Genomic DNA, 25,389 nt, shown 5'->3' with positions numbered 1-25,389 from the left:
CCGTCAGACCATCGCGTGGACCCCGGCCGGGGGCGCCGCGGGCTCCGTGACGCCCAGGCCGGCCCATGCGTCCGCCAGCCCGGTCACGGCGCGGCGCAGGTCGTCGGCCGTCGAGGTGAAGGGCAGGCGCAGGTTCCGCTCGAAGCTGCCGTCCACCCCGAACGCGGTGCCCGGGACCACCCGGACCCCGTACCGGGTCGAGATCGCGGCCAGCGCGCTGGACGCCGGCGCACCGAGGTCGGCCCACAGCGACAGGCCGCCGGCGGGCACCTCGAACCGCCACGAGGGCAGGTGGTCGCGCAGGAGCCCGACGAGCAGGTCGCGGCGGTCCCGCAGGGCCGCCCGGCGTCCGGCGAGGAGCTCGTCGGAGTGGGCCAGCAGCTCGGCCACGACCAGCTGCTCGAGGAGCGCCGTGCCGATGTCCACGTGCGCCCGCGTGGTGGCGATCCGGTGGACCAGGTCGGGGTGCGCGCGGACCCAGCCGACGCGCAGACCTCCCCAGTAGCTCTTCGACGCGGAGCCGATGGAGACGACGTACGCCGAGGTGGCGTCGCCGGCGAACGAGCCGGGCGCCGGACCGTCCATCGTCAGCTCGGCGAGGACCTCGTCGCCGACGATCGTCGTCCGGTGCCGGCGGGCGAGCGCCCGGACCCGGGCGGCGTCCTCGTCGCTCAGGCTGGTTCCCGTCGGGTTCCGGTGGCTCGGGATCAGGTACACGAGCCGGGGTGCCACCTGGCGCAGCGTCGACTCGAGCAGGTCGATGTCCAGCCCGGTCTCGCCGGACGGGACGGGCACGGCGCGGGCACCCACGGACCGGACGACGTCGATGGCGTGCGGGTACGTCGGGTGCTCGACCACCACCCGGTCGCCCGGACCGGCGTGCGCGCTGACCAGCAGGTGGATGGCCTGCTGCGCGCCGGTGGTGACGAGGACCTGGTCCGGCGTCGTGGGCGTGCCGCGCAGGGTGTACCACCGCGCGATCGCCTCGCGCAGGACCGGCAGACCGAGCGGGGCGTACCCGGTGCCCGTCAGGTGCCGGGGGAGGGCGTCCAGCGCGGCGAGGTACGCGCCGTGCAGGGACGAGGGGGCCGACGGCGCGGCCATGGCGAGGTCGACGATCCCGGGCTCGGCGCGGGACGTCTCGGCCATCGACGACCGCGCCCCCGGACCGGCCGGCAGGGTGGTGACGGTGCCCGACCCGCGCCGGCTCACCAGGTAGCCCTCGTCGCGCAGCAGTCCGTACGTCGCCGTGGTCGTCGTGCGGGACACGCCCGTGGCGTCGGCCAGCTCGCGCTCGCTGGGGAGGCGGGTGCTGAGCGGGACCGTGCCCGAGAGGATGGCTGCCCGGACCGCGTCGGCCAGGGCGACGTACGCCGGGCCCGGACGCTGCCAGGCGCCGAGCACCGAGCCGAGGCGGTGGCCGCTGATCCGGCGGTCGACGGGAAGCTCGGGGGTGCTGGTCACCAGGCCACTATGCCAGAAGTGGCTATTCCAAGCGATGCCAGTTGCGAGCCAGCATGGCTCACCATGAGCATGTGGATATCAGCGATCCTCCTGGTCGCGAGCCTCACCGTCGCCGTGGCGATCGTCGTCCGTCGGGACGGTCGGGGTCACCGCCCGCCGCCCGCCTCGCACCACGCGTGGTTCGAGGAGCGGCCGTGAAGGCCCCCCGCGGGCGGACGTATGCTCGCGCGGTGCTGAACCGGACCACTGCCGACGCGCGACCCGTGCGCCGGGGAGTGCAGCTGCTGGTCGGCCTCGTGCTCTACGCCGCCTCGATCGCGATGCTCGTCGACGCCGGACTCGGCAGCATGCCGTGGGACGTCCTCACCCAGGGGATCGTCCGCCGCACGGGTCTCTCGTTCGGCGCGGTCACCCTGCTGGTCGGGCTCGTGGTGCTCGCGTGCTGGATCCCGCTGCGCCAGCGGCCCGGGATCGGCACGATCGCGAACGTGGCCGTGATCAGCCTGCTCGTCGACCCGTTCCTGACGCTGGTGGGCGGCCTGCCCGACGCGCTGGGCGTCCGCATCGCGCTGGCGGCGGGCGGCATCGTGCTCAACGGGCTGGCCACCGGGCTCTACGTCGGCGCCCGGCTCGGCCCGGGTCCTCGCGACGGGCTCATGACCGGCCTGGTGCGACGGACCGGCCGCTCGGTGCGCCTCGTCCGCACGACCATCGAGGTCGCGGTCGTGTCCGTGGGCTGGCTGCTCGGCGGCACCGTCGGCTTCGCGACGCTCGCCTACGCGGTGGCGATCGGCCCGCTGGTGCACGTGTTCCTGCCGCGTCTGACCGTGCCGACCGGCGAGGTCCGCGAGCCGGTCACCGTCTGACGGGGGTCCGGCCCCGGGGTCGACCCGGGGCCGGACCCGACGTCAGCGCGCCGGCGGCGCGTTCTTGGCGGTCTCCGCCGGGTCGGAGACGACGGAGTCACCGAGGATCGTGTCGATCCGGGCCAGCAGCTCCGCCGGGATGGTCACGCCCGACGCCTTCACGTTCTCGGTGACCTGCTCGGGCCGCGAGGCGCCGATGATCGCCGCGGCGACGTTCTGGTTCTGCAGCACCCACGCCACGGCCAGCTGGGCCAGCGAGAGCCCGAGCTCGTCGGCGACGGGCGTGAGGTCCTGCACGCGCTGCAGCACGTCGGGCTGCTCGAGGAAGCGCCCGATGAACCGGGCGCCGCCCTTCTCGTCGGTGGCGCGGGACCCCTCGGGCGGCGCGGCACCCGGCTTGTACTTGCCGGTGAGCACGCCCTGGGCGACGGGGGACCAGACGATCTGCGACACCCCGAGCTCCTCGGACGTCGGGACGACCTCGCCCTCGATGACGCGCCAGAGCGCCGAGTACTGCGGCTGGTTGGAGACGAGCTGCACGCCCAGGTCCTTCGCCAGCGCGTGGCCGGCGCGGATCTGGTCCGCGGTCCACTCCGAGACGCCGATGTAGAGCGCCTTGCCCGCGCGGACGACGTCGGCGAACGCCTGCATCGTCTCCTCGAGCGGCGTCGACTGGTCGTACCGGTGCGCCTGGTAGAGGTCGACGTAGTCGGTCTGGAGGCGCTGCAGCGAGCCGTCGATGGACTCCAGGATGTGCTTGCGCGACAGGCCGGAGTCGTTGGCCCCACCGGGGCCGGTGGGCCAGTAGACCTTCGTGAAGATCTCGAGCGACTGACGCCGCTCGCCCTTCAGCGCCTCGCCCAGGACGGTCTCCGCCTTGGTGTTGGCGTACACGTCCGCGGTGTCGAAGCTGGTGATGCCCGCGTCGAGCGCGGCGCGCACGCACGCCTTCGCGGTGTCGTTCTCCACCTGCGAGCCGTGCGTGAGCCAGTTGCCGTAGGTGATCTCGGTGATCTTCAGGCCGGAGCGGCCCAGGTAGCGGTAGGAAACCATGCCCGCCACCCTACGGCGGGCTCAGGAGGGGCGCTGTCCGTGCTTCACCTGCGGCTTGGGCAGCCGCGCGGGGCGGATCTGGAACGCGCGGAGCACCGCGTACATCGCGACGCCGCGCGGGATGTGCTCAGCCCCGAACTTGGCGACGATGCGCTTCTTCACGCTTCGCCACATGAGCCACCCGTCGATGGCCGCCGCGAGGATGTAGATGTACAGCGCCAGGATGGCCACGACGGCGAGCCCGGTCTTGGCCAGCGCGAACTGGATGACCAGGAAGACGGCCGCCATCGGCAGGAAGAACTCGCCGAGGTTCCAGCGGGCGTCGACGGCGTCGCGGATGTAGCGGCGCACGGGGCCGCGGTCCTTGGCCGGCATGTTGCGCTCGTCGCCGGTCTGCATGGCCCGGTACTCGACGTCGCGCTGGGCCTTGGCCTGCTCGCGGGTGGCCTTCTTGGTGGTCGGCGCGACGAGCGGCCGCTTGTTCGCGGCCTCGGAGACCTTGCGCTTCGGTGTCGGGCGGCCCTTGCCCGCGTCCGTGGGCGGCGGCGCGCTCTCCGTCAGTGCGGGAGTCACGGGCTGGGGGTCGTTGCTGCGTCCGAACACCCCGCCAGGGTAGTCGAGTAGCGTGCTTGTCCGTGACCGACGCCTCCCCGAACCCGACCATCCTTCCCGGCGACCGCACGGCGGCCCTGCGCTCGCGCACGGCGTCCGCGTTCGGCGCGCTGCGTGCCGACCTCGAGGCCCTGGTGCGCATCCCGAGCGTGTCCAACGCCGAGTTCGACCAGGCGCACGTGGCGGCGAGCGCCGACGCCGTCGTGGCGTTGCTGCGGGACGCGGGCCTCGACGACGTGCAGGTGCTCTCCGTGCCGGGCGGTGCCCCCGCGGTCGTCGGGCGCCGCCCCGCCCCGGAGGGTGCGCCGACCGTGCTCCTCTACGCGCACCACGACGTCCAGCCGCCGGGGGACGACGCCGACTGGGACAGCCCGCCGTTCGAGCCCACCGAGCGCGGCGGCCGGCTGTACGGCCGCGGCGCGGCGGACGACAAGGCCGGCGTCATCGCGCACGTCGGGGCGCTGCGGGTGCTCGGCGACGACCTCGGCGTCGGCGTCACCGTTTTCGTCGAGGGGGAGGAGGAGATCGGCTCGCCGACCTTCACCGCCTTTCTGCACGCGTACCGCGAGGAGCTGGCGGCCGACGTCATCGTCGTCGCGGACTCGTCGAACTGGGCGATCGGGGTCCCCGGCCTGACCACGTCGCTGCGCGGCCTGGTCGACTGCGTGGTGGAGGTCGCGGTCCTGGAGCACGCCGTGCACTCGGGCATGTTCGGCGGCGCGATCCTCGACGCGCCGACCCTGCTCGCCCGCCTGATCACGACGCTGCACGACGACGAGGGCAACGTGGCGGTCGCGGGGCTGGTGCGCGCGCCGGACCCGACCGTGGACTACGACGAGGCGACGTTCCGCGCCGACGCCAGCGTGCTGGACGGCGTCCGGCTCGCGGGCACGGGACCGATCACGGCCCGGCTCTGGACGCGTCCGGCCATCGGCGTCATCGGCTTCGACGCGCCGCGCGTGGCCAGCGCGTCCAACACGATCACCCCGCGCGCCTCCGCCAAGCTCTCCGTCCGGCTCGCGCCCGGTCAGGACCCGGCCGCCGCGATGGCCGCGCTGCGCACGCACCTGGTCGAGCACGCGCCCTTCGGCGCGCGCGTGACCGTGACCGACGGCGAGCAGGGCAAGCCGTTCCAGGCGCCGCTCGACTCGCCGGCGATGCAGGCCGCCCGCTGGGCGTTCGCGGAGTCGTGGGGGACCGATCCGGTGGACATCGGCGTCGGAGGCTCGATCCCGTTCATCGCGGACCTGCTGGAGGTGTACCCCGACGCGTCGATCCTCGTGACCGGCGTCGAGGACCCCGACGGTCGGGCGCACGGCGCCAACGAGTCGGTCCACCTGGGTGAGCTGGAGAAGGTCGTGCTCGCGGAGGCGCTGCTGCTGGAGCGTCTGGCAGCGGGCTAGCGCGGCGGGAGGTCAGGCCGTCTCGCGGTGCGCGACGCCGACGGCCTCGGCCCACGCCTGCACGTCGCCGGGGAGCTCGGGCGACGGGCCGTCGTGGGTGCCCAGCAGGTCGATCACGTCCGGCGCGGGGATGCGGGACCCGTCCCGACCGAGGAACCGGCCGGCGACGACGCCGCGAGCGACGTGCTGGTCACCTCGGCGGAACGTCTGCTCGAGGTAGGCGCACCGGGGGTCCCAGCCGAGCAACCGGGTGGAGATCTCGAAGCGCTGGCCGAGGGTGAGCGAGCGGCGGTAGGAGACGGTGGACGACGCCACGACGGGATACCAGCCGTGCTCCTTGAGCGGACCGAAGGCACCCAGGTCCGCGAGGAAGTTGCTGCGCGCGACGTCCATCATCTGCAGGTAGACGCCGTTGTTGACGTGCCGGTAGAAGTCCAGGTCGCCCAGGTGCACGCGCATGCGGGTGACGGACGGGTCGAACAGACCGCGACCGGGGACGGCCGGTCGGGGGCGGGTGGTGGCCAGTGCGAGCTGGATCATCCGGGTCACCCGCGCGATGTTACTCGCGAGTAGGTTCGGCGGGAACGGCGACGAAGTGCTCGACCACCGGGAACGGCTCGTAGAAGTGGTGCAGCAGCTCACGCCACCGCAGGTACTGCGGCGACCGACGGAACCCGACCTCGTGCGCCTCGACCGAGTCCCAGCCGATGAGCAGCAGGTAGGTCGAGGGGCTCTCGACGCCGCGCGACACGTGGATCCCGCGGAAGCCCGGGATGCTCGCCACGAGCGGCGTGGCCTCAGCGATCGCCCGCTCGAACTCGTCCTCGTGGCCGGCGCGGACCGGGAGCAGCGCGTGCTCGAGCACCAGGGCGTCGAGCGGTCCCGTCATACCGGGGGCTCGGGGTCGTACTGGATGCCGCGGCGCACGGCCTTGGCGGCGTCGACGGACTCCAGGCGGGCCACCAGGTGCAGCGCCATGTCGATGCCCGCCGAGACCCCGGCCGACGTGACGATGTCCCCGTCGTCGACGAAGCGGGCCTCGGTGTCGGCCAGCACGGTCGGGTCCAGCAGGGCGAGCTCGTCGAAGGCCGCCCAGTGCGTGGTCGCCGGGCGGCCCGACAGCAGGCCCGCGGCGGCGTACACGAGGGCCCCGGTGCACACGCTCGTGAGCAGCGGCGTCGAGGCGCGCATGCCGCGCACCCACTCGAGGTGCTCGGGCTCCCGCAGCAGCGGGCGCGTGCCGGCGCCGCCGGGGTAGACGAGCACGTGCACGGGTCCCAGCTCGTCCCGGCTGAGGTCGGGGACGAGCCGCAGGCCCTTGGCGCAGCGCACGCCGAAGCCGTCGACGGAGAACGTCACCACCTCGGGCCGCAGCTCGGAGGTGTTCGCCCAGTACGAGAGGACCTCGTACGGGCCGACGACGTCGAGCTCCTCGGCGTCGTCGAAGACGAAGATGCCGACTCGCAGGTGGTGCCCCGTGGACACGCTCAGTACCCCGGCAGGGCGAGCATCTGGTCGAGCGCGACGCGAGCCCAGTGGGCGTCGTCCGCGTCCACGACGATCCGGTTGACGGGCCGACCGGCCACCAGCGACTCCATCGCCCACACCAGGTGCGGCAGGTCGATCCGGTTCATGGTCGAGCAGAAGCAGACCGTGGAGTCCAGGTAGTGGATGTTCTTGTCCGGGTGGGCCGCCGCGAGCCGCCGCACGAGGTTGAGCTCGGTGCCCACGGCCCAGGAGCTGCCGGGCGCCGCGGAGTCGAGCGCCTTGACGATGTACTCCGTCGACCCCACGAGGTCCGCCGCGAGCACGACCTCGTGCTGGCACTCGGGGTGCACGATCACGGTGACGTCCGGGACCGCCGCGCGCATGTCCGTGACGTTCCGGACCGAGAACCGCCCGTGCACCGAGCAGTGCCCGCGCCACAGGATCATCCGGGCGTCCCGCAGCTGCTGGGTGGTCAGGCCGCCGCCGGGCTTGCGCGGGTCGAAGACCACGCAGTCGTCGAGAGAGAGACCGAGCTGCTGCACGGCGGTGTTGCGGCCGAGGTGCTGGTCGGGCATGAACAGGACCTTGCCGGTGCCGCCGACGCCGCCGACCTTGTCGAAGGCCCACCGCAGCGCGACGTGCGCGTTGGACGAGGTGCAGATGGTGCCGCCGTGGCGGCCAGTGAACGCCTTGATCGACGCCGCCGAGTTCATGTACGTCACCGGGACCGTCTGGTCCGCGATCCCCGCGTCGACCAGCACGTCCCACGCGTCCTCGACCTGGTCGATGGCGGCCATGTCCGCCATGGAGCAGCCCGCGGCGAGGTCCGGGAGGATCACCTGCTGGTGGTCGGACGTCAGGATGTCCGCCGACTCCGCCATGAAGTGCACGCCGCAGAAGATGATGAACTCGGCCTCGGGCCGGGCGGCGGCCTCGCGCGCGAGCTTGAAGGAGTCGCCCGTGACGTCGGCGAACTCGATGACCTCGTCGCGCTGGTAGTGGTGCCCCAGCACGAACGCCCGGCTGCCCAGCGCGGCACGCGCGGCGCGGGCGCGTTCGACGAGGTCCGGGTCGCTCGGTGCGGGGAGATCGCCGACGCACTCGACGCCGCGCTCGGAGGCCAGGTCGACGCCGCGGCCCAGCAGCAGGAGGGCCGACGGAGCCGGCTCGGAGAAGGTGCTCACGCTCACGCGGCGATCCTCGCACAATCCGGCCTGCACGCCGCCGGTCGACTGCCGTGCCACGATGCACGGCGTGCGCGTGCTCATCGCCCCCGACAGCTTCGGCTCGAGCCTGACCGCCGACGAGGCGGCGCAGGCCATGGCCGGTGCGTGGCGGGCGACCGCGCCGCACGACGAGGTGAGCACGTGCCCGCTGTCCGACGGGGGACCGGGCTTCGTCGCCACCCTGCACGCCGCGCTGGGCGGCGAGCTCGTGCCGGTGACCGTGACCTCGCCCGTGCGCGTGCGGGTGCCCGCCGTGCTGCTGTTCGTCGGGACGACCGCGTACCTCGAGTCCGCGCAGGCGGTCGGCCTGCCGCTGGTGCCGGACGAGCTCCGCGACCCGACGCGGACGTCCAGCCGCGGGGTCGGCGAGCTGCTCGCCGCGGCGGTGGCCGCGGGCGCCCGCCGCGTCGTCGTCGGGCTGGGGGGCTCGGCGACGAACGACGGCGGGGCTGGTGCGCTGGTCGGGCTGGCGCGCGCTCTCGGTCTCGACGGGCCGAGCGACCTGCTCGACGCGGGCGGCGGATCGCTGGCCGCGGTGGGTCCGGACGACCTCGCCGGTCTGCGGGAGCTGCGGGACCGGCTGCGCGGCGTGGAGCTCGTCGTCGCCACCGACGTCGACGTCCCGCTGCTGGGCCTGCACGGTGCCAGCGCCGGGTTCGCACCCCAGAAGGGCGCCACGCCCGAGCAGGCGCAGGAGCTCGAGCGGGCCCTGGGGCATTTCGCGCACGCGGCCACGGCCGCCCTGGGTGATGCGCTGCGCCCGGACCTGCTCGCCGGCACGCGTACCGCGTCGGCGACGACGCGGCTCACCGCCGCGCCCGGTGCCGGCGCGGCCGGAGGCCTCGGCTTCGGCCTCGCGCTGCTCGGCGGGCGGCTGGTGCCCGGGTCGGTGTTCGTCGCGGACGCCGTCGGCCTGGACGCCCGGATCGGCGACCACGACGTCGTCGTCACCGGCGAGGGCCGGTTCGACTGGCAGTCGCTGCACGGCAAGGTCGTCCCGGAGGTGGCGTCCCGCGCGCTCGCGCACGCCGTGCCCACGGTGGTCGTCGCCGGGGAAGTGCTGGTCGGGCGCCGCGAGCTGTCCGCGGCGGGCATCACCGCGGCCTACGCCGTGGCCGAGACGCCCGAGCAGGTGGCCGCCGCGCTGGCGGACCCGGTGGGGAGCCTGGCGGCGCGGTCCGCCCGCGTGGCGAGAACCTGGTCACGTTGACGGGGATCTTGTCCCGCGGGTCGTACCCTGGACGGGAACAACCTCGAACCTGGTGCTGTTGCCCAGGATTGATGCGTGAGCAGTGCTGTCCAGCGAGCACCCAGGAGAGACCATGAGCGAGACCACCGCGACCGAGACCGCGACCGAGACGCACGGCGTCCTCCTCACGGACTTCGCCGCCTCCAAGGTTCGCAGCCTCCTCGAGCAGGAAGGCCGCGACGACCTGCGTCTGCGCGTCGCCGTCCAGCCCGGCGGCTGCTCGGGCCTCATCTACCAGCTGTACTTCGACGAGCGTGTCCTCGACGGCGACGCCCTCAAGGACTACGACGGTGTCGAGGTCGTCGTCGACCGCATGAGCGTCCCCTACCTCGAGGGCGCCACGATCGACTTCGCCGACTCGATCGAGAAGCAGGGCTTCACCATCGACAACCCGAACGCCGGCAGCGCCTGCGCGTGCGGCGGGTCGTTCAGCTGACCTGAGCTCACCACGGGCCCGGTTCCCCCTCGGGGGGCCGGGCCTGTGTCATGCGTGCGTCCGGACGGTCAGCGCGTGCACGCCGTCCTCCTCCGTCGTCGCGACCATCTGGTGGCCCCGCATCCGGGCCCAGGCCGGCACGTCGTGCACCGCCGCCGGGTCTGTGGCCAGCACCGTCAGCTCCGACCCGGGCGGGGCGTCCGAGGCCGCGCGCGCCAGCCGGATCACCGGCGCCGGGCAGCGCAGCCCGCGCGCGTCGACGGTGATCACAGACCGCCCACCCCCCAGGACTCCCGCACGCCGGCGACGACGCCGGGCAGCTCGGCGAGGAACCGGTCGACGTCGGCCGGCGAGGTGGCGCGGGGGAGCGCGAGCCGGATGTTGCCGTGCGTGAGCGCGCCCATCGCCGCCAGCACGTGGCTGGGCTCCAGCGCGCTCGACGTGCACGCCGAGCCCGAGCCGACCGCGAAGCCGCGGGCGTCCAGCGCCGACAGGAGCGCCTCGCCCTCGACGTAGAGGCAGGAGAACGTCACGACATGGGGGAGCCGGTCCGTCGGGTCGCCGACGACGTCCACGTCGGGGACGTCGGCCGCCACGCGCGTCCGGATCACGTCCACCAGCCGGCGGCGCACCGCGTCGTCGGTCGTGCGGGTCGAGATCGCCGCCTGCAACGCGACCGCGGCGGCGAGCGCGGCGGGGACGCTCACGCCCCCGGGGAACCAGCGGTCCTCGTCCTCGGGCCAGTCCGGCGAGCGCCGCACACCCGACCGGGCGACCAGCACGCCGAGGCCGCCGGGGCCGCCCCAGTCGCCCGCGTCCGCGGCGAGCAGGTCCCACGCGTCACCGACGTCGACGTGGCCCAGGCTCGCGCCCGCGTCGACGAGCAGCGGCACGCCGGCCGCCCGTGCCGCGGCGTGGGCGGCCTCGACGGGCTGCAGCGTGCCGACCTCGCCGTTGGCGTGCTGGAGCGCGGCCAGCGCGACCCCGGGCCGAGCGATCGCGGCCGCGAACGCGTCCCCGTCCACCCGGCCGAGCCGGTCCACCGGGACCGTGACGCGGTTCCCCGCGAAGTCCGCCGCGTTGAGCACGGCGGCGCGCTCCACCGCACCGACGACGACGTCCGCGCCGGTGCGTCGGCGCCCACGGGCCACGGACCGGACGGCGCCGTGCAGCGTCGCCGTGTGGGAGGGCGCGAGGTCCACCTCCGGCGTCCGGGCGCCCACGGCCGCCGCGATCGCCTCGCGTGCGCCGTCGAGCAGCATGCGGGCACGGCGACCCTCGGCGTGCAGACGACGCGGGTCCGCCCAGCCCTGGTCGAGGGCCTCGAGGAACGCGGTGCGGGCCGCCGGGAGCAAGGGGGCGCGGCCGCCGGCGTCCAGGACGACCCGCGCAGCAGTGGTGTGCGTCACACGGGCGTCGCGCGGGGCGTCGACGCCGGCCTGGTCGGGCTGGCTGCTCACGGGGGCACCGTAACCCCGCAGGGACCTGACCAGGCGCGCGACGACGGGGTTGTCGGTGCCCGACGGGCGTCGGGTCCGGTGAAGGACCCGCGGTGTGATGGTGCTGACACGGTGTCGTCAAGGGGTGTCGCCAGGACGAAAGGATGTGGTCGGCGCGCTAGGCTGCACGGGTCGAGGACGAAGGTCCCGGGCGGCGTCCTGCAGTAGTGCGGGGGAGTCGACGGGACGCGAGTGAGAGGTCCCCCCGTTGCACCCGGACACCCCCCGTCGCACGCGGCGACCAGCCCTGTTGCTGGCCGGTCTGCTTGCCGTCGTCGCCGTCGCCGTGAGCGGATGCTCCGCCGAGGTGCAGCGCGGCTGGCTCCCCGGCAGCTCCGAGCACGAGATCACCGACCAGACCGGCCGGATCACCAGCCTGTGGGTCGGCTCGTGGATCGCCGCGCTCGTCGTCGGCCTCATCACCTGGGGCCTGATCCTGTGGTGCGTCGCGGTCTACCGGAAGCGCAAGGGTGACGACACCCTCCCCGTGCAGCTGCGGTACCACGTCCCGCTCGAGGTCATGTACGTGATCCTGCCGATCATCATGGTCGGGGTGCTCTTCTACTACACGAACCGCGACACCACCGCGGTGCAGGACACCTCGGCCGACGCGGACGTCCACGTGCAGGTCATCGGCAAGCAGTGGAGCTGGGACTTCAACTACCTCGACGACGACGCGTACGACACCGGCCAGCACGCGCAGGACGTGGGCAGCGCCGGCACCGGGGTGCTCAAGGACCAGGTCACGCTGTACCTGCCCGTCAACGAGCGGGTCGAGTTCACGCTCGACTCCCGCGACGTCATCCACTCGTTCTGGATCCCCGCGTTCCTCTACAAGATGGACATGATCCCGGGCAAGACGAACTCGTTCCAGGTCACCCCGACGCAGGTCGGCGAGTACCTGGGCAAGTGCGCCGAGCTCTGCGGCGAGTACCACTCGTCCATGCTGTTCAACGTCAAGGTCGTGTCGCGCGAGGACTACGACGCGCACATCGAGGAGCTCAAGGCGAAGGGTCAGGAGGGCTCGCTCGGTCTCGAGTACAGCCGCCAGCAAGACCTGGACAGCGCTCCGAAGGAAGGCGATAAGTGATGGCCGCCGTCGCGGAGCACATCCCCGGTCTGGCGCCGTCGCGCCAGACCCTCGGACGCACGGTGATCAAGTGGATCACCTCGACCGACCACAAGACGATCGGGTACCTGTACCTGATCACGTCGTTCGTCTGGTTCGCCATCGGCGGCATCCTGGCGCTGCTCATCCGCGCCGAGCTGTTCGCCCCGGGCATGGACATCTTCCAGTCCCGTGAGCAGTACAACCAGGCGTTCACCATGCACGGCACGATCATGCTGCTGCTGTTCGCGACGCCGCTGTTCGCGGGCTTCGCCAACGTGATCATGCCCCTGCAGATCGGTGCGCCCGACGTCGCGTTCCCGCGGCTCAACATGCTCGCGTACTGGATGTTCTTCTTCGGCGGCACCATCGCCGGTGCCGGGTTCTTCACGCCCCAGGGCGCCGCGTCGTTCGGCTGGTTCGCGTACGCGCCGCTGTCGAACACCGTGTACTCGCCGGGGCTCGGCGGCGACCTCTGGGTGTTCGGCCTGGCGCTCGCCGGCTTCGGCACCATCCTGGGTGCCGTCAACTTCATCACCACGATCGTCACCATGCGCGCGCCCGGCATGACCATGTTCCGGATGCCGATCTTCACCTGGAACACCCTGGTGACGTCGCTGCTCGTGCTCATGGCGTTCCCGCCGCTGGCCGCCGCGCTCTTCGCGCTCGGCGCGGACCGGCGCCTCGGCGCCCAGGTGTTCAACCCCGAGAACGGCGGCGCCATCCTCTGGCAGCACCTGTTCTGGTTCTTCGGGCACCCCGAGGTCTACATCATCGCGCTGCCGTTCTTCGGCATCATCACCGAGATCCTGCCGGTCTTCAGCCGCAAGCCGATCTTCGGCTACAAGGGCCTGGTGTACGCGACGATCGCGATCGCGGCCCTGTCCGTGACCGTGTGGGCCCACCACATGTACGTCACCGGCTCGGTGCTGCTGCCGTTCTTCTCGTTCATGACGATGCTCATCGCGGTGCCGACCGGCGTGAAGTTCTTCAACTGGATCGGCACGATGTGGCGCGGCAAGCTCACCTTCGAGACGCCGATGCTCTGGACGATCGGCTTCCTCGTCACGTTCCTGTTCGGCGGCCTGACCGGCATCATCCTGTCCAGCCCGGCGCTCGACTTCTCGCTGTCGGACTCGTACTTCGTGGTCGCCCACTTCCACTACGTGGTGTTCGGCACCGTCGTGTTCGCCATGTTCGCGGGCTTCTACTTCTGGTGGCCCAAGATGACCGGCCGGATGCTCGACGAGCGGCTGGGCAAGGTCCACTTCTGGATGCTGTTCATCGGCTTCCACACCACGTTCCTCATCCAGCACTGGCTGGGCGTCAAGGGCATGCCCCGCCGCTACGCGGACTACTCGCCGGACGACGGCTTCACGTGGATGAACCAGCTCTCGACCGTCGGTGCCGTCATCCTGGCCGCATCCACGCTGCCGTTCCTCTGGAACGTCTACACCACGTGGCGCAACGCGCCGCTGGTCACCGTCGACGACCCGTGGGGCTACGGCGCCTCGCTCGAGTGGGCCACCAGCTGCCCGCCCCCGCGGCACAACTTCACGTCGCTGCCCCGGATCCGCTCGGAGCGCCCCGCGTTCGACCTGCACCACCCCGAGGTCGCCGCGATGGACCACGTGGAGCCGAACCCCGGACCCCTGGACTGGGAGGGCGACCGGCGTGGCCTGAACGAGGTCGCGACCGACCGCGTCGTCAACGGCAAGGGTGAGCCGGAGCAGTCGTCGGCCACGATCGTCGACGACCGCCCGACGACCGACGAGGAGGGCACGCGATGAAGCTCGAGACCAAGCTCTTCCTCTACGGGGTGCTGTTCTTCGTCCCCGTCGGCCTGATCTACGCGGCGTGGAGCCACGGCGAGCCCGTCGGTACCGTCGGCATCCCGCTCGTCGGCGGCCTGGTCGGCATGATCGGTGCCTACTTCGCGCTGCTGTCGCGACGCATCGACGAGCGCCCCGAGGACGACCCGCTGGGCGAGATCGAGCAGGGCGCCGGCGACCAGGGCGTGTTCAGCCCGTGGAGCTGGTGGCCGCTGGTGCTCGGCGTGTCGGCCGCGATCACGTTCGCGGGCCTCGCGGTCGGGTTCTGGCTGTCCTACATCGGCGTCGCCCTCGGCGTGATCGGCCTGGTCGGCTGGGTGTTCGAGTTCTCCCGCGGACAGCACGCCCACTGATCTGACGTCTCGAGGAGGCCCCCGCCGTTTCGGTGGGGGCCTTCTGGCGTCCGCTGCGCTAGCGTCGGCGGAATGAGGCATTCATACGCATTTGCTGCCCGGACCGCCGTCCTCGTCGGCGCGGTCGGGGTCGTGCTCGCGGGGTGCGCGAGCAGCAGCTCTGACGGCGACTCGGGCTCGGCGCTGAGCACCAAGGACGTCACCGGCGAGTGGTCGCAGCCGAAGTCGTCGCCGCTGGTGTACCTCCAGATGCTCGAGAGCGGGACCGTCAACGGGTCCGACGGCTGCAACCAGCTGAACGGGACGTGGAAGATCGACGGCTCGACCATCGAGTTCGGCGCCTTCGCCGCGACGATGATGCACTGCGACGGCGTGGACACCTGGCTCTCGGGAGCGTCGTCGGCGACGGTGTCGGGCAAGGAGCTCACGGTGATGGACGACAAGGGCAAGGAGATCGGCACGCTCGAGAAGACGAAATGAGGGCGCGTCTCGCGGTGGTCGTCCTCGCGGCCGCCGCAGGGCTGGCGGGGTGCGGCGGCGCGACGGGGACTGCCGGCGCGACCCCCGCCGCCCCCGTGCCGGACGTGGCGGGCGTGTGGGGGATGCAGGACACCGAGGGCGTGGTGTCGCTCGAGCTGGCGGACGACGGCAGCATCTCGGGCACGGATGGCTGCAACCGGGTGACGGGCACGTGGGAGCAGGACGGCGACCAGGTGGCGTTCGGGCCGTGGGCGACCACGCGGATGGCGTGCCAGAGCGTCGACACGTGGCTGTCGGAGTCGGTGAAGGCGACGGTGCAGGGCGAGAACCTCGTCTTCGCCGACGAGTTCGGGATCGAGATCGGCACGCTCCAACCGAACTCCTGAGGGGGCGCTGACGCGCCGAAGGCCGGCACCCGCGAACGGGTGCCGGCCTTCGTGCGCCGTGCGCTCAGAGCGCGACGATGAGGCCCGAGGTCTGCGTGCGGGCACGGTCGAAGCGTGCGGCGGCATCGGCCCAGTTGACGATGTTCCACCACGCCTTGACGTAGTCGGCCTTGACGTTGACGTAGTCCAGGTAGAACGCGTGCTCCCACATGTCCAGGACGACGACGGGGACCAGGCCCAGCGCGATGTTGCTCTGCTGGTCGTACAGCTGCACGATCACGAGCTTCTGGCCGATGGAGTCCCACGCCAGGATCGACCAGCCGGAGCCCTGGATGCCGATCGCGTTGGCCGCGAAGTGCTTCTGGAAGGCCTCGAACGAGCCGAAGAACTCGTCGACCGCCGCGCCCAGCTCGCCGGTGGGCTTGTCGCCACCGTCGGGGGAGAGGTTCTCCCAGAACACCGAGTGGTTGACGTGGCCGCCCAGGTTGAACGCCAGGTTCTTCTCGTGCAGGTTCACGGCGGCGAAGTCGTCGGACGCGCGCGCCGCGGCGAGCTTCTCGAGCGCGGTGTTGGCGCCGGTCACGTAGGCGGCGTGGTGCTTGTCATGGTGCAGCTCCATGATGCGCCCCGAGATGTGCGGCTCGAGTGCCGCGTAGTCGTAGGGCAGATCCGGAAGCGAGTAGTCAGCCATGCGTGAGTACACCTCTCCTGCGTCGGTCTGGGACCGCGTGCCGCGGCCCGTCGGAACGAAGAACGGGCGGCCCGCCGTTACGGCGAGCCGCCCGACTCCACGATCAACTCTTGCTCAGGATCAGCGATTCCGCCCGTCGGGGGCAGTCTCATCCTGCGGATCCACGAGGTGCTGGCCGCCGCCCACGGCGCCGGTCAGCTGGGCCGGAGCGTGCTCCGGAGCGCCCTCGAGGGAGTCGTGCTCGCCGTGCGAGTGCGACGCCGCCAGCTCGGCCGGCGTGACGGGCTCGACGCGGTCCTCGTAGAACGTCTGCGAGAGACGCTGCCGCATGCGGTCCAGGGCGTAGCCCTTGCGCCGCACGCCACGCGAGTCCTCCGCGGGCTCGATCTCGAGCGGGCGGATCGCGTCGTGCTGCACGCGCAGCCAGCGCTCGTGCGCGTCCAGGGGCTTGTGCACCTCGATGTACTCACCGTTGGCGAACCGCACGATGCGACCGGTCTCGTGGCCGTGCAGCACCAGCTCGCGGTCCTTGCGCTGCAGGCCGAGGCAGATGCGCTTGGTCACCCAGAACGCGAACCACGGGCCGACGAAGATCAGCACCCGGAACGCCCAGGTGATGTCGTTGATCGACAGGTGGAAGTGCGTCGCGATGAGGTCGTTCGAGCCGGCCAGCACCAGGATGAAGAACGCGGTGAGGAGCGAGACGCCGAACGCCGTGCGGAACGGCCGGTTGCGCGGGCGGTCGAGCACGTGGTGCTCGCGGCGGTCGCCGGTCACAGCGGCCTCGACGAACGGGTACGCCGCGAGCAGCGTGAACAGGATGCCCGGCACGACCATGGCCGGGATGATCACGTTGAGCGACAGCGTCCAGTGCCCGATCACCACCTCGGCGAACCCTGGCATGAGGCGCAGCGATCCCTCGAGGAACAGCATGTACCAGTCGGGCTGCGCGCCTGCCGACACCGGTGACGGGTCGTACGGGCCGTAGTTCCACACAGGGTTGATCGTCATGGTCGCCGCCATCAGCGCGATGACGCCGAACACGGTGAAGAAGTAGCCGCCGGCCTTCGCCACGTAGATCGGGAACAGCGGGTAGCCGACGACGTTCTTGTCCGACCGGCCGGAGCCCGGGTACTGCGTGTGCTTGTGCAGCACCACGAAGAAGAGGTGCAGCCCGATCAGGGCCAGGATGATGCCGGGCACCAGCAGGATGTGCACCGTGAACAGGCGCGGGATGAGCACCTCGCCCGGGAACTCTCCGCCGAAGATGAAGTACGACGTGTAGCTGCCGATGATCGGGATCGACCGCACGACGCCGTCGGTGATGCGCAGGCCGTTGCCGGACAGCACGTCGTCCGGGAGCGAGTAGCCGGAGAAGCCGGCGGCCAGGCCCAGGATGAGCAGCAGGAAGCCGACGACCCAGTTGATCTCACGCGGCTTGCGGAAGGCACCCGTGAAGAAGACACGCATCATGTGGGTGACGATCGCGGCCATGAAGATGAGGGCGGCCCAGTGGTGGATCTGCCGCATGAGCAGGCCGCCGCGCACCTCGAACGACAGGTGCAGGGTGGAGGCGAACGCCTCGGACATGTGGACGCCCTGCAGGGAGGCCCACGGTCCGTCGTAGGTGACCTCGTTCATGCTCGGCACGAAGAACATCGTGAGGAACACGCCGGAGATCAGGATCGTGATGAAGCTGAACAGCGCGATCTCGCCCAGCAGGAACGACCAGTGGTCGGGGAAGATCTTGCGAGCGAAGACCTTGACGGCAGTGCCGACGCCGGTCCGCTGGTCCAGGTAGTCCGCCGTACCCGCCGCGAGCTTCTCGACGGGGGACGGGTTGGCTGTCGTCGTCATTTCGTCAGACGCTCCCAGTAGCTCGGGCCGACGGGCTCGTTGAAGTCGCTCTGAGCGATCAGGTAGCCCTCGTCATCGACGGTGATCGGCAGCTGCGGCAGGGGCCGCTTCGCCGGTCCGAACACGACCTTCGCACCGTCGGCCACGTCGAACGTCGACTGGTGGCACGGGCAGAGGAGGTGGTGGGTCTGCTGCTCGTACAGCGCGACCGGACAACCCACGTGGGTGCAGATCTTCGAGTAGGCGACGATCCCGTTGTAGGACCAGCTCTTCTTCTCCTCGGACTCCTTGAGCTCCGAGGGGTCGAGCCGGACCAGCAGGACGACGGCCTTGGCCTTCTCGTCCAGCGGGTTGTCGGACTTCTCGAGGTCGAACGGGATGACGTGGAACACGGAGCCGATCGTCACGTCCGACGCCTTGATGGGCCGGTTCGTGGGGTCGGTCGCGAGGCGCGTCCCCTTCTTCCAGAGGGTGTGACGGAACTTCGAGACGTTCCAGTCCCCACCCACGTTGCCGATGAGCGGCACGATGATGGCCAGCGGGAACAGCGCGAGGGCGGAGATCATGGCGCCCTGCAGCACGCCGCGCCGACCGATGGCCGAGTCCGCGGCGCCCTCCTTGAGCACCTCGACAGCCGCCGCACGCGTGGGCTCGTCGCTCTGCTGGAGGTGGCGCTCCTCGGACTTCTCGTGGTCGTTCATCAGCGCCTTGGCCCAGTGCACGGCGGCGAAGCCGATGCCCAGGAGCGAGAGCGCGAGCCCGAGCCCGAGCAGGAGGTTCGAGAGGCGCATCGACTCGACGGACTCGCCCGGCGGGATCGCGAAGTACGCGACCAGGAAGCCGATGGTGGCCAGGACCGAGATCGCGAACAGGAAGACGACCTGACGCTCGGCCTTCTTGTTCGCCTTCGGGTCGTTGTCGCCCAGGCGGTCGTGGTGCTCCGGGTGACCCGGGTCCTCGAACCGGTCGGGCACGGCCGCCGGGACGGGGGTGGTGATCTCGTTGCTGGCCTCGTGGCCGCGTTCGAGGTTGCTCACGAGGACTTCGCTCCGATCCAGACTGCTGCGCCGATGAGCAGGCCCATGCCGACGACCCAGGCCCACAGGCCCTCGCTCACCGGTCCGAGGGCACCGAGGTCGAGACCGCCGGGGGACGCGCCACCCTGCTGGTCGATGAAGGCGATGATGTCGCGCTTCTCCTCGGGGGTGATGTTCGCGTCGTTGAACACGGGCATCGACTGCGGGCCGGTCAGCATGGCCTCGTACAGGTGGGTGGGCGTGGTCGCCCACAGGTTGGGCGCGAACTTGCCCTGCGAGAGGGCACCGCCGGCGCCGACGGCGTTGTGGCACATCGCGCAGTTGGTGCGGAAGATCGACATACCCGTGGCGGGGTCACCCAGGCTGGGGTCGACCTGCTCCGCTGTCGGGATGGCCGGACCGGCACCCAGCGACGCGACGAACGCGGCGAGCTGGTTGATCTGGTCCTGGTCGAACTGGACGGGCTTGACCTGCACCTGCGGGCCGCTCATCTGCGCCGGCATGCGGCCGGTGCCCACCTGGAAGTCGACCGCCGCGGCACCCACCCCGATGAGGGACGGGGCGCTCTCCGTGCCGGACGCCGAAGGCCCGTGGCAGGAGGCGCAGTTGGCCTGGAACAGCTTCTCGCCGGCCGCGATGTCGTTGGTGCTCGCCTTCACAGGCGTCGCATCGGCCGACGTCGGTGCCAGCACCGCGTACAGGCCACCGGTGAGCAGCAGCGCCAGCAGGAGCAGCACGATCGGCGCACGCCGATCCTGCCTGCGGGCTGCGAGTGCCTTCACGGATCGATCCTCGTCTCGCACGTGGGGGATAGGGACTTCGGAGCATCGGGCGGAGGCGCCCGGCGCTCCTTACTTCAAGAGGTAGATGACGGCGAAGAGCGCGATCCACACGACGTCGACGAAGTGCCAGTAGTACGACGTGACGATGCCGGTGGTGGCCTCGTGGTGACCGAAGCGCTTGGCGCTGAACGAGCGACCGAGCAGGAAGAGGAAGGCGAGCAGACCGCCGACGACGTGCAGACCGTGGAACCCGGTGGTCAGGTAGAAGACCGAGCCGTAGGGGCTCGACGAGATCGTCAGGCCCTCGCTGACCAGCCCGGCGTACTCGTAGATCTGGCCGCCGATGAAGAAGGCGCCCATGAGGTAGGTGAGCGCCACCCACTCGTTCATGCCCCAGCGGTTCACCTGGAAGATCGACCCGCTGCGGACGGGCTGGAACCGCTCGGCGGCCCACACGCCCATCTGGCACGTCACCGACGACAGCACCAGCACCGTGGTGTTGATGGCGGCGAAGGTGACGTTGAGCTTCGGCGTGTTCTCCGCCCATGCCTCCGGCGCTGCGCCACGCAGCGTGAAGTACATGGCGAAGAGGCCTGCGAAGAACATGAGCTCGCTGGCCAGCCAGACGATCGTCCCTACCGACACGGGGTTCGGTCGGTTGACGCTCACGTGGGGGCTGGTGCGCGGGGCAGCCGTTGCGGTCGACACGTTCGTCATTATGGCTGATGACGCACCCGCATGGGACGTTGGACCCTCAGCGTCGCCACAGGTAAATGTCACACCGTCAGGATCTGGGCGCTCGCGCGCGAGGCGTCGGCCGGATTTCACGCGGATCTGGCCGTGCCGGAGAACCCGTCGGGGCGGTGTGCGGGGCCGGCGTCGTGCGGCGCGTCGCGAGCCCCGTGCTATGCGTCCGGGCGACCCGATCGCGGGCCTCACCGACAGGGCGGGACGCGCCGTGCCAAGATGCCCTCGGACGTCACGTCGACGACGAGTGAGGAACCCTCTCCATGAGCTCCACGAGCACGGCGCACCCCGATCAGGCAGCCGCGGCCCCCGGTCCGCGCATCCTGCTGTACAGCGACGACGTGGACGCGCGCGCGCAGGTCCGGCTCGCCGTCGGGCGTCGGCTGAGGCGCGGGGCGCCCGACATCGAGTGGGTGGAGGTGGCGACCGCCGCGGCCGTCATCGCCACGACCGAGGCCGGCGGGCTCGACCTGGTCATCCTCGACGGCGAGGCGGACAAGGTCGGCGGCCTCGGCCTCGCGCGCCAGCTCAAGGACGAGATCTACCGCTGCCCCCCGACGCTCGTCCTCACCGGCCGGCCGCAGGACGCCTGGCTGGCCTCCTGGTCGAACGCCGACGGCGTGGTCAGCCGCCCGCTCGACCCGGTCGAGCTGCACGGGGCCGTCGCGGCACTCGTCGAGGCGCAGGCCGTCACCCGATGACCGAGGTGGCCGCTGGGTCGCAGACGGCCAGCTGGCCCGATCTCTTCAGCACCCTCACCGCACGGCGTGACCTGTCACCCGAGCAGACGTCGTGGGCCATGGCCGAGATCATGAGCGGCGCCGCGTCGACGCCCAAGGTCGCCGCGTTCCTCGTCGGTCTCAAGACCAAGGGCGAGTCCGTCGCCGAGCTCACGGCCCTGGCCGACACGATGCTCGCGCACGCCGTCCGCATCGAGGTCCCCGGCCGCACCCTCGACATCGTCGGCACCGGCGGTGATCGCTCGCACACCGTGAACATCTCGACGATGTCGGCCCTCGTCATCGCGGGGGCCGGGATCACCGTGGTGAAGCACGGCAACCGGGCCGCGTCGTCGTCCTCCGGTTCCGCCGACGTGCTCGAGGAGCTCGGCATCCGGCTCGACCACCCCCCGGCCCGCGTCGCCGAGCTGGCCACCGAGGTCGGCATCACGTTCTGCTTCGCGCAGGTGTTCCACCCGTCGTTCCGACACACCGCCGCCGCCCGCACCGAGCTCGGCATCGGCACCGCCTTCAACTTCCTCGGCCCGCTCACCAACCCCGCGCAGCCGCGCTCGGGTGCCATCGGTGTGGCCGACCCCCGCATGGCGCCCCTCATGGCCGGCGTGCTCGCGCAGCGCGGCTCCAGCGCGCTCGTGTTCCGCGGCGAGGACGGCCTCGACGAGATCGCGCCGACCGGCCCGACCCGTATCTGGGAGGTCCGCGACGGGGAGGTCACCGAGTCCGTCGTCGACTGGGCGACCGACCTCGAAGTGGCGCGCATCGAGCTCGCGTCCCTGCGCGGCGCGAAGGCCGACTACAACGCCGACGTCGCGCGGCGACTCCTCGCCGGCGAGCCCGGCGCCGTGCGCGAGACCGTCGTCCTCAACGTCGCCGCGGCCCTCGTGGCCGACGGGACCCTGCCCGGCACCGCCGACGGGACCCTCGTCGAGCGCCTCGTCGCCGGTCGAGAGCACGCCCGGCGGTCGCTGGACACCGGCGCGGCCGCCGACGTGCTGGAGCGCTGGCGGGCGGCGAGCGGGGCGTAGGGGCGGCCCTGACTTCGTCGGCTCACCAACAGTCCCCTGTGCTTGTTGGTCGGACTGACCTTCCGCTCCGCTCCGGCCGAGTGACGCTCCGCGCCCCTCAGCCTCCGCTGCGCTCCAGGTCAGTCCTCCAGCTGTCGGTCGGCCTGATCCTGCGCTCCGCTCCAGGCGAGTGACGCTCCGCGCCCCTCACCTTGCGCTGCGCTCCGGATCAGTCCTCCAGCCCGAGGGCGAACGCTTGTTCCAGGTCGTGCTGCGAGTACGTGCGGAACGCGATGTACGTCTGCGTGCGGATGACGCCCTCGATCTTGCTGACCTTGTCCGCGATGACGTCCGCCAGGTCGTCGTGCTCGCGCACCCGGACCATGGCGATGAGGTCCACCTCCCCGGTCACGGAGTAGACCTCGCTGACGCCCGGGATGTCGGCGATCGCGGCGGCGACCTCCGGGATCCTCGAGGCGTCCGAGTCGATGAGCACGATGGCGGTCAGCATGCTCGTCATCATGCCGTGCGGGGCGCGCGGATGCCGATCGGGATGACCCGCGCGTCGTCGAGCTCCAGCGTCACCGGGCGGGCTTCGGCGGGGTCGAGCTCGCGCTCCCCGGACCCGGCGGTGACGAGCTGGATCAGAGGCGCGAGGCGAGGTCGCACCACGGCCGCGACCGCGGCTGCGGGGTCGCCGAGCGCCTCCGCCGACCGCACCGGGCAGGCCCACGGGCGGTCGACCTCGACCAGGCGGACACCGGGCTTCTCGAGCCACGCCAGGATGAGGTCGGTCTCCTCGGGGTGCGCCGCCGGGGCCGGCGCGACCGGCGGCTCGACCTGCTCGCCTGTGGCCTGCAGCGTGGCGATCGCGGGCCGGGGGTCGGTGCGGCGGTCGACGCGCGCGGTCCCGGCCAGTCGGCCGTAGCGCACGAGCACCAGCTCCCAGCCGCCGTCGTCGGCACGCCTGGCAGCGACGAGCTCGGCACACGCGGCGAGCGGGGCGAACTTCTGTGCGCGGCTCGCGCCGCGCAGGAAGCCGCCGAGCCGGTCCCGGACGACGCCGGCCTCCTCGAACCGCTCCTGCGCCACGAGCCACTCGATCCGGTCGGCGTGCGCCTCGACCACCGGGGTCGCGTCCGCGAGCATCGCGGCGCGAACCCGTGCGACGACGTCGGCGTAGTCGGTCACGCCCTGGTGCCCGGTGCACGGTGCGCCGCACTTGCCCATCTCCGCGAGCACGCAGGCCGACGCGCCCGCCGGCGCGACCAGCGGGAGTCGACGGGTGCACTGCCGGACGGGGAACGTCTCGTGCAGGGCGTCCACGGCCAGCTGGGCGGTGGAGGCCGACGAGAACGGCCCGATGTAGGTGGCGCCGTCCTCGTCCTTGACCTCTCGCACGACGGACAGGCGCGGGTACGGCTCGGACGTCAGCCGGACCCACGGCATCCGCTCGGGGAAGCGCGACCGGCGGTTGTACCGGGGGGAGTGGGCGGCGATGAGGCGCAGCTCGCGCACGCGGGCCTCGAGCGGCGTCGCGCAGGGGATCGGGTCGACGCGCTGCGCGACGCGCACCATCTCGATCATCCGGCTCCGCTTCTCGGCCGACGTGAAGTACGACCGGACGCGCTGCCGCAGCGAGGTGGTCGAGGTGCCGACGTACAGGACCTCCTCGCCCGGGCCGCGGAACAGGTACACGCCCGGGCCATCGGGCAGCCCGTCGGCGAGGGTGCGCTTGCGTCGGACGTCACCGGGCACGGGGTCGGTGGCCGTCGCCAGGTCCTCGAGGTGCGTGATGCCCAGCGGCGCCATCCGGGACAGCAGGGCGTGCAGGACGTCGACCGTCGCGCGGGCGTCGGACAGCGCCCGGTGGTTCGGCGTCACCGTGGCGTGGAAGAGGTTCGCGAGCGTGGACAGCTTGTGGTTGGGCGCCTCGTCCTTGGTGACCACGCGGCGGGCGAGCCGGACGGTGTCCACGACCTTGTTGCCCGGCCACGCGTGGCCGGTGCGGGCCGCCGCGGCTTTGAGGAAGCCGACGTCGAACGGGGCGTTGTGCGCGACGAGCACGGCACCCCGGGAGAACTCCAGGAAGCTGGGCAGCACCTGCTCGATGGGCGGGGCGCCGATGAGCATGGTGGTGGTGATGCCGGTGAGCACCTGGATGAACGGCGGGACGGGGCCGCCGGGGTCGACCAGCGTCTGGAACTCACCCAGCACCTCGCCGCCGCGCACCTTGACCGCGCCGATCTCGGTGATCGCCGAGTCCGCGGGCGTGCCGCCCGTCGTCTCGAGGTCGACCACGACGAAGACGACGTCCGACAGCGGGGTGCCCAGGTCGTCCAGGCTCAGCTGCACCGGTCGCGCCGCGGGGTCCGGGGTCGCGTCCGCCCAGACGGGGCGCAGACGGCGGACGGGCGACATGACCCGGACGCTACCTACGCGCACCGACACGCCCTCGCTCCTCGCCCGGTGCGTCGCGCACCCGGTCACCGCGCTCCCGGCGATCACCCGGTCGCGCCCGCCCGTCGTGCCGCGTCGCGCATCCGGGCCGCCTAGGGTGCTGGACATGCGCAGCGCGGACGAGACACGCGACGAGGCGGTCGACGTGCCGGCCCCGCTGCGGGCCGCGCTCGTGCAGGCCGCCGCGGACGCGCTGGGGGCCGCCGAAGCGGCCGAGGTGCCCGCGTCGCTGCGCGCCGTGCACCGGTTCGCCCCGCGCCGGCGCGCCACCGCGGGCGCCGGACCCCTGTGGTCCGCGCTGCAGGACGACGCGTTCCGCGCCCGCGTGGCGCGCGTGTGGGCACAGGCGAACCCCGAGCTGGCGACCGAGGTCGCCCCCGACGGACCGGGGACGCCGGAGCCGTCGGTCGCCGCTGCCGTCGGCGCCTGGCTCCAGGGGTCGTCCCGGTGGCCCGACCTGCTCCCGCCCCAGGAGGCGGTCGCCGACCCGGACGCCGGACAGCTGCGCGCCCGCCTGGAGCGGGCGCAGGCCGAGGTCGAGCGGTCGCGAGCCGACGCGGCAGCGGCCCGCGACGAGGCGCGCGCCGCGCAGGACCAGCTCGGCGCGCTCCAGCGC

28 protein-coding genes and 1 pseudogene are annotated in these 25,389 nt (G+C 72.0%); 13 read left to right on the top strand and 16 right to left on the bottom strand.

The annotated features are described in order from the left end of the window. Positions 1-3: 3 nt before the first annotated feature. Positions 4-1,464 (bottom strand): MocR-like transcription factor YczR, encoded by a 1,461-nt coding sequence (gene yczR, locus AC1DQC_RS11110; protein ID WP_477051293.1) that lies wholly within the window; start codon positions 1,462-1,464, stop codon positions 4-6. Positions 1,465-1,527: 63 nt separating this feature from the next. Here yczR and AC1DQC_RS11105 point away from each other — a divergent pair, with 63 nt between their 5' ends. Continuing rightward, the gene (locus AC1DQC_RS11105) at positions 1,528-1,662 is read left to right on the top strand and encodes a hypothetical protein (RefSeq protein WP_477051292.1); all 135 of its coding nucleotides are present in this window, start codon (positions 1,528-1,530) and stop codon (positions 1,660-1,662) included. 32 nt (positions 1,663-1,694) lie between these two features. After that, on the top strand, positions 1,695-2,330 hold the full coding sequence (gene yczE, locus AC1DQC_RS11100; RefSeq protein WP_477051291.1) for a membrane protein YczE: 636 nt from the start codon (positions 1,695-1,697) through the stop codon (positions 2,328-2,330). 42 nt (positions 2,331-2,372) lie between these two features. Here the strand turns inward: yczE and AC1DQC_RS11095 are convergent, their stop codons facing one another. Both AC1DQC_RS11095 and AC1DQC_RS11090 read right to left on the bottom strand, forming a co-directional pair. Beyond that, positions 2,373-3,383, bottom strand: coding sequence for an aldo/keto reductase family protein (locus AC1DQC_RS11095; RefSeq protein WP_477051290.1), 1,011 nt, complete (start codon positions 3,381-3,383; stop codon positions 2,373-2,375). 21 nt (positions 3,384-3,404) lie between these two features. Beyond that, positions 3,405-3,986 carry a DUF3043 domain-containing protein gene (locus AC1DQC_RS11090; RefSeq protein ID WP_477051289.1) on the bottom strand — a complete coding sequence of 194 codons (582 nt, stop codon included), beginning with the start codon at positions 3,984-3,986 and terminating at the stop codon, positions 3,405-3,407. A 32-nt stretch (positions 3,987-4,018) separates the two neighbouring features. Here AC1DQC_RS11090 and AC1DQC_RS11085 point away from each other — a divergent pair, with 32 nt between their 5' ends. After that, positions 4,019-5,398: a M20/M25/M40 family metallo-hydrolase gene (locus tag AC1DQC_RS11085; RefSeq protein ID WP_477051288.1), complete on the top strand. Its 1,380-nt coding sequence runs from the start codon at positions 4,019-4,021 to the stop codon at positions 5,396-5,398. Between the two features lie 12 nt (positions 5,399-5,410). On the opposite strand, the gene AC1DQC_RS11080 is transcribed toward AC1DQC_RS11085, so the two are convergent. The 4 genes from AC1DQC_RS11080 to nadA are packed head-to-tail and all read right to left on the bottom strand — an operon-like array spanning position 5,411 to position 8,076. After that, the gene (locus AC1DQC_RS11080; protein ID WP_477051437.1) at positions 5,411-5,938 is read right to left on the bottom strand and encodes an acyl-CoA thioesterase; all 528 of its coding nucleotides are present in this window, start codon (positions 5,936-5,938) and stop codon (positions 5,411-5,413) included. A 19-nt stretch (positions 5,939-5,957) separates the two neighbouring features. Next, complete coding sequence (locus tag AC1DQC_RS11075) at positions 5,958-6,287, bottom strand: antibiotic biosynthesis monooxygenase family protein (protein ID WP_477051287.1); 330 nt, start codon at positions 6,285-6,287, stop codon at positions 5,958-5,960. Beyond that, positions 6,284-6,883, bottom strand: a complete 600-nt coding sequence (locus AC1DQC_RS11070; protein ID WP_477051286.1) for a DJ-1/PfpI family protein — start codon at positions 6,881-6,883, stop codon at positions 6,284-6,286. Before AC1DQC_RS11070 ends, AC1DQC_RS11075 begins: the two co-directional genes overlap by 4 nt. A 2-nt stretch (positions 6,884-6,885) precedes the next feature. Further along, complete coding sequence (nadA, locus tag AC1DQC_RS11065) at positions 6,886-8,076, bottom strand: quinolinate synthase NadA (RefSeq protein ID WP_477051285.1); 1,191 nt, start codon at positions 8,074-8,076, stop codon at positions 6,886-6,888. A 55-nt stretch (positions 8,077-8,131) separates the two neighbouring features. Between nadA and AC1DQC_RS11060 the strand changes: the two genes are divergently transcribed. Together AC1DQC_RS11060 and erpA are read left to right on the top strand one after the other, a co-directional pair. Beyond that, a complete protein-coding gene (locus AC1DQC_RS11060) occupies positions 8,132-9,322 on the top strand; it encodes a glycerate kinase family protein (RefSeq protein ID WP_477051284.1) in 1,191 nt (396 codons plus the stop codon). Between the two features lie 112 nt (positions 9,323-9,434). Next, positions 9,435-9,797 carry an iron-sulfur cluster insertion protein ErpA gene (gene erpA, locus AC1DQC_RS11055; RefSeq protein ID WP_370503438.1) on the top strand — a complete coding sequence of 121 codons (363 nt, stop codon included), beginning with the start codon at positions 9,435-9,437 and terminating at the stop codon, positions 9,795-9,797. A gap of 48 nt (positions 9,798-9,845) precedes the next feature. Here the strand turns inward: erpA and AC1DQC_RS11050 are convergent, their stop codons facing one another. After that, on the bottom strand, positions 9,846-10,064 hold the full coding sequence (locus AC1DQC_RS11050) for a sulfurtransferase TusA family protein (protein WP_477051436.1): 219 nt from the start codon (positions 10,062-10,064) through the stop codon (positions 9,846-9,848). Next, complete coding sequence (locus tag AC1DQC_RS11045) at positions 10,064-11,257, bottom strand: cysteine desulfurase family protein (RefSeq protein WP_477051283.1); 1,194 nt, start codon at positions 11,255-11,257, stop codon at positions 10,064-10,066. The genes AC1DQC_RS11050 and AC1DQC_RS11045 overlap by 1 nt, the downstream gene beginning before the upstream one ends. Before the next feature lie 247 nt (positions 11,258-11,504). Here AC1DQC_RS11045 and ctaC point away from each other — a divergent pair, with 247 nt between their 5' ends. From ctaC to AC1DQC_RS11020, 5 genes are all read left to right on the top strand, one after another. Beyond that, positions 11,505-12,386, top strand: a complete 882-nt coding sequence (gene ctaC / locus AC1DQC_RS11040; RefSeq protein ID WP_477051282.1) for an aa3-type cytochrome oxidase subunit II — start codon at positions 11,505-11,507, stop codon at positions 12,384-12,386. Next, complete coding sequence (ctaD, locus tag AC1DQC_RS11035; protein WP_477051281.1) at positions 12,386-14,194, top strand: aa3-type cytochrome oxidase subunit I; 1,809 nt, start codon at positions 12,386-12,388, stop codon at positions 14,192-14,194. Before ctaC ends, ctaD begins: the two co-directional genes overlap by 1 nt. Next, the gene (locus AC1DQC_RS11030; RefSeq protein ID WP_477051280.1) at positions 14,191-14,589 is read left to right on the top strand and encodes a cytochrome c oxidase subunit 4; all 399 of its coding nucleotides are present in this window, start codon (positions 14,191-14,193) and stop codon (positions 14,587-14,589) included. The genes ctaD and AC1DQC_RS11030 overlap by 4 nt, the downstream gene beginning before the upstream one ends. A gap of 72 nt (positions 14,590-14,661) precedes the next feature. After that, positions 14,662-15,069: an META domain-containing protein gene (locus AC1DQC_RS11025; RefSeq protein ID WP_477051279.1), complete on the top strand. Its 408-nt coding sequence runs from the start codon at positions 14,662-14,664 to the stop codon at positions 15,067-15,069. Continuing rightward, positions 15,066-15,455, top strand: coding sequence for an META domain-containing protein (locus tag AC1DQC_RS11020; RefSeq protein WP_477051278.1), 390 nt, complete (start codon positions 15,066-15,068; stop codon positions 15,453-15,455). Before AC1DQC_RS11025 ends, AC1DQC_RS11020 begins: the two co-directional genes overlap by 4 nt. 64 nt (positions 15,456-15,519) lie before the next feature. Here the strand turns inward: AC1DQC_RS11020 and AC1DQC_RS11015 are convergent, their stop codons facing one another. The 5 genes from AC1DQC_RS11015 to ctaE form a co-directional block, all read right to left on the bottom strand. After that, a complete protein-coding gene (locus tag AC1DQC_RS11015; protein ID WP_477051277.1) occupies positions 15,520-16,146 on the bottom strand; it encodes a superoxide dismutase in 627 nt (208 codons plus the stop codon). A gap of 120 nt (positions 16,147-16,266) precedes the next feature. Further along, positions 16,267-18,003, bottom strand: coding sequence for a cytochrome bc1 complex cytochrome b subunit (gene qcrB, locus AC1DQC_RS11010; protein ID WP_477051276.1), 1,737 nt, complete (start codon positions 18,001-18,003; stop codon positions 16,267-16,269). Continuing rightward, on the bottom strand, positions 18,000-19,040 hold the full coding sequence (gene qcrA / locus AC1DQC_RS11005; protein ID WP_477051275.1) for a cytochrome bc1 complex Rieske iron-sulfur subunit: 1,041 nt from the start codon (positions 19,038-19,040) through the stop codon (positions 18,000-18,002). The genes qcrB and qcrA overlap by 4 nt, the downstream gene beginning before the upstream one ends. Beyond that, the gene (gene qcrC, locus AC1DQC_RS11000; RefSeq protein WP_477051274.1) at positions 19,037-19,822 is read right to left on the bottom strand and encodes a cytochrome bc1 complex diheme cytochrome c subunit; all 786 of its coding nucleotides are present in this window, start codon (positions 19,820-19,822) and stop codon (positions 19,037-19,039) included. Before qcrC ends, qcrA begins: the two co-directional genes overlap by 4 nt. Positions 19,823-19,891: 69 nt before the next feature. Continuing rightward, entirely contained in the window at positions 19,892-20,539 is a 648-nt protein-coding gene (gene ctaE / locus AC1DQC_RS10995; protein ID WP_477051273.1) for an aa3-type cytochrome oxidase subunit III, read from the bottom strand. Positions 20,540-20,832: 293 nt separating this feature from the next. Between ctaE and AC1DQC_RS10990 the strand changes: the two genes are divergently transcribed. Beyond that, positions 20,833-21,270 (top strand): hypothetical protein, encoded by a 438-nt coding sequence (locus AC1DQC_RS10990; protein WP_477051272.1) that lies wholly within the window; start codon positions 20,833-20,835, stop codon positions 21,268-21,270. Continuing rightward, positions 21,267-22,334: an anthranilate phosphoribosyltransferase gene (trpD, locus tag AC1DQC_RS10985; protein WP_477051271.1), complete on the top strand. Its 1,068-nt coding sequence runs from the start codon at positions 21,267-21,269 to the stop codon at positions 22,332-22,334. The genes AC1DQC_RS10990 and trpD overlap by 4 nt, the downstream gene beginning before the upstream one ends. 208 nt (positions 22,335-22,542) lie before the next feature. Here the strand turns inward: trpD and AC1DQC_RS10980 are convergent, their stop codons facing one another. Together AC1DQC_RS10980 and AC1DQC_RS10975 are read right to left on the bottom strand one after the other, a co-directional pair. Beyond that, on the bottom strand, positions 22,543-22,824 hold the full coding sequence (locus tag AC1DQC_RS10980; RefSeq protein WP_370503424.1) for an Lrp/AsnC family transcriptional regulator: 282 nt from the start codon (positions 22,822-22,824) through the stop codon (positions 22,543-22,545). Positions 22,825-22,832: 8 nt separating this feature from the next. Then, entirely contained in the window at positions 22,833-24,734 is a 1,902-nt protein-coding gene (locus AC1DQC_RS10975) for a DEDD exonuclease domain-containing protein (protein WP_477051270.1), read from the bottom strand. 145 nt (positions 24,735-24,879) lie between these two features. Between AC1DQC_RS10975 and AC1DQC_RS10970 the strand changes: the two are divergent. Beyond that, positions 24,880-25,389 (top strand): annotated as a pseudogene (locus AC1DQC_RS10970) (NYN domain-containing protein); the annotation flags it as partial.

It is taken from the genome of Cellulomonas sp. P4_H12 (assembly GCF_056400905.1).
The sequence above is the reverse complement of the archived record's forward strand: the minus strand, read 5'-3'. Positions and strand labels throughout refer to the sequence as shown.

Bases quoted from the DNA above. Each gene is read 5' to 3' on its own strand.
- AC1DQC_RS11105 (WP_477051292.1), top strand. From the start codon at position 1,528: ATGAGCATGTGGATATCAGCGATCCTCCTGGTCGCGAGCCTCACCGTC.
- AC1DQC_RS11095 (WP_477051290.1), bottom strand. From the start codon at position 3,383: ATGGTTTCCTACCGCTACCTGGGCCGCTCCGGCCTGAAGATCACCGAG.
- AC1DQC_RS11080 (WP_477051437.1), bottom strand. From the start codon at position 5,938: ATGATCCAGCTCGCACTGGCCACCACCCGCCCCCGACCGGCCGTCCCC.
- AC1DQC_RS11075 (WP_477051287.1), bottom strand. From the start codon at position 6,287: ATGACGGGACCGCTCGACGCCCTGGTGCTCGAGCACGCGCTGCTCCCG.
- AC1DQC_RS11060 (WP_477051284.1), top strand. From the start codon at position 8,132: ATGCACGGCGTGCGCGTGCTCATCGCCCCCGACAGCTTCGGCTCGAGC.
- erpA (WP_370503438.1), top strand. From the start codon at position 9,435: ATGAGCGAGACCACCGCGACCGAGACCGCGACCGAGACGCACGGCGTC.
- ctaD (WP_477051281.1), top strand. From the start codon at position 12,386: ATGGCCGCCGTCGCGGAGCACATCCCCGGTCTGGCGCCGTCGCGCCAG.
- AC1DQC_RS11030 (WP_477051280.1), top strand. From the start codon at position 14,191: ATGAAGCTCGAGACCAAGCTCTTCCTCTACGGGGTGCTGTTCTTCGTC.
- AC1DQC_RS11025 (WP_477051279.1), top strand. From the start codon at position 14,662: ATGAGGCATTCATACGCATTTGCTGCCCGGACCGCCGTCCTCGTCGGC.
- AC1DQC_RS11020 (WP_477051278.1), top strand. From the start codon at position 15,066: ATGAGGGCGCGTCTCGCGGTGGTCGTCCTCGCGGCCGCCGCAGGGCTG.
- AC1DQC_RS11015 (WP_477051277.1), bottom strand. From the start codon at position 16,146: ATGGCTGACTACTCGCTTCCGGATCTGCCCTACGACTACGCGGCACTC.
- qcrB (WP_477051276.1), bottom strand. From the start codon at position 18,003: ATGACGACGACAGCCAACCCGTCCCCCGTCGAGAAGCTCGCGGCGGGT.
- ctaE (WP_477051273.1), bottom strand. From the start codon at position 20,539: ATGACGAACGTGTCGACCGCAACGGCTGCCCCGCGCACCAGCCCCCAC.
- AC1DQC_RS10990 (WP_477051272.1), top strand. From the start codon at position 20,833: ATGAGCTCCACGAGCACGGCGCACCCCGATCAGGCAGCCGCGGCCCCC.
- trpD (WP_477051271.1), top strand. From the start codon at position 21,267: ATGACCGAGGTGGCCGCTGGGTCGCAGACGGCCAGCTGGCCCGATCTC.
- AC1DQC_RS10980 (WP_370503424.1), bottom strand. From the start codon at position 22,824: ATGCTGACCGCCATCGTGCTCATCGACTCGGACGCCTCGAGGATCCCG.
- AC1DQC_RS10975 (WP_477051270.1), bottom strand. From the start codon at position 24,734: ATGTCGCCCGTCCGCCGTCTGCGCCCCGTCTGGGCGGACGCGACCCCG.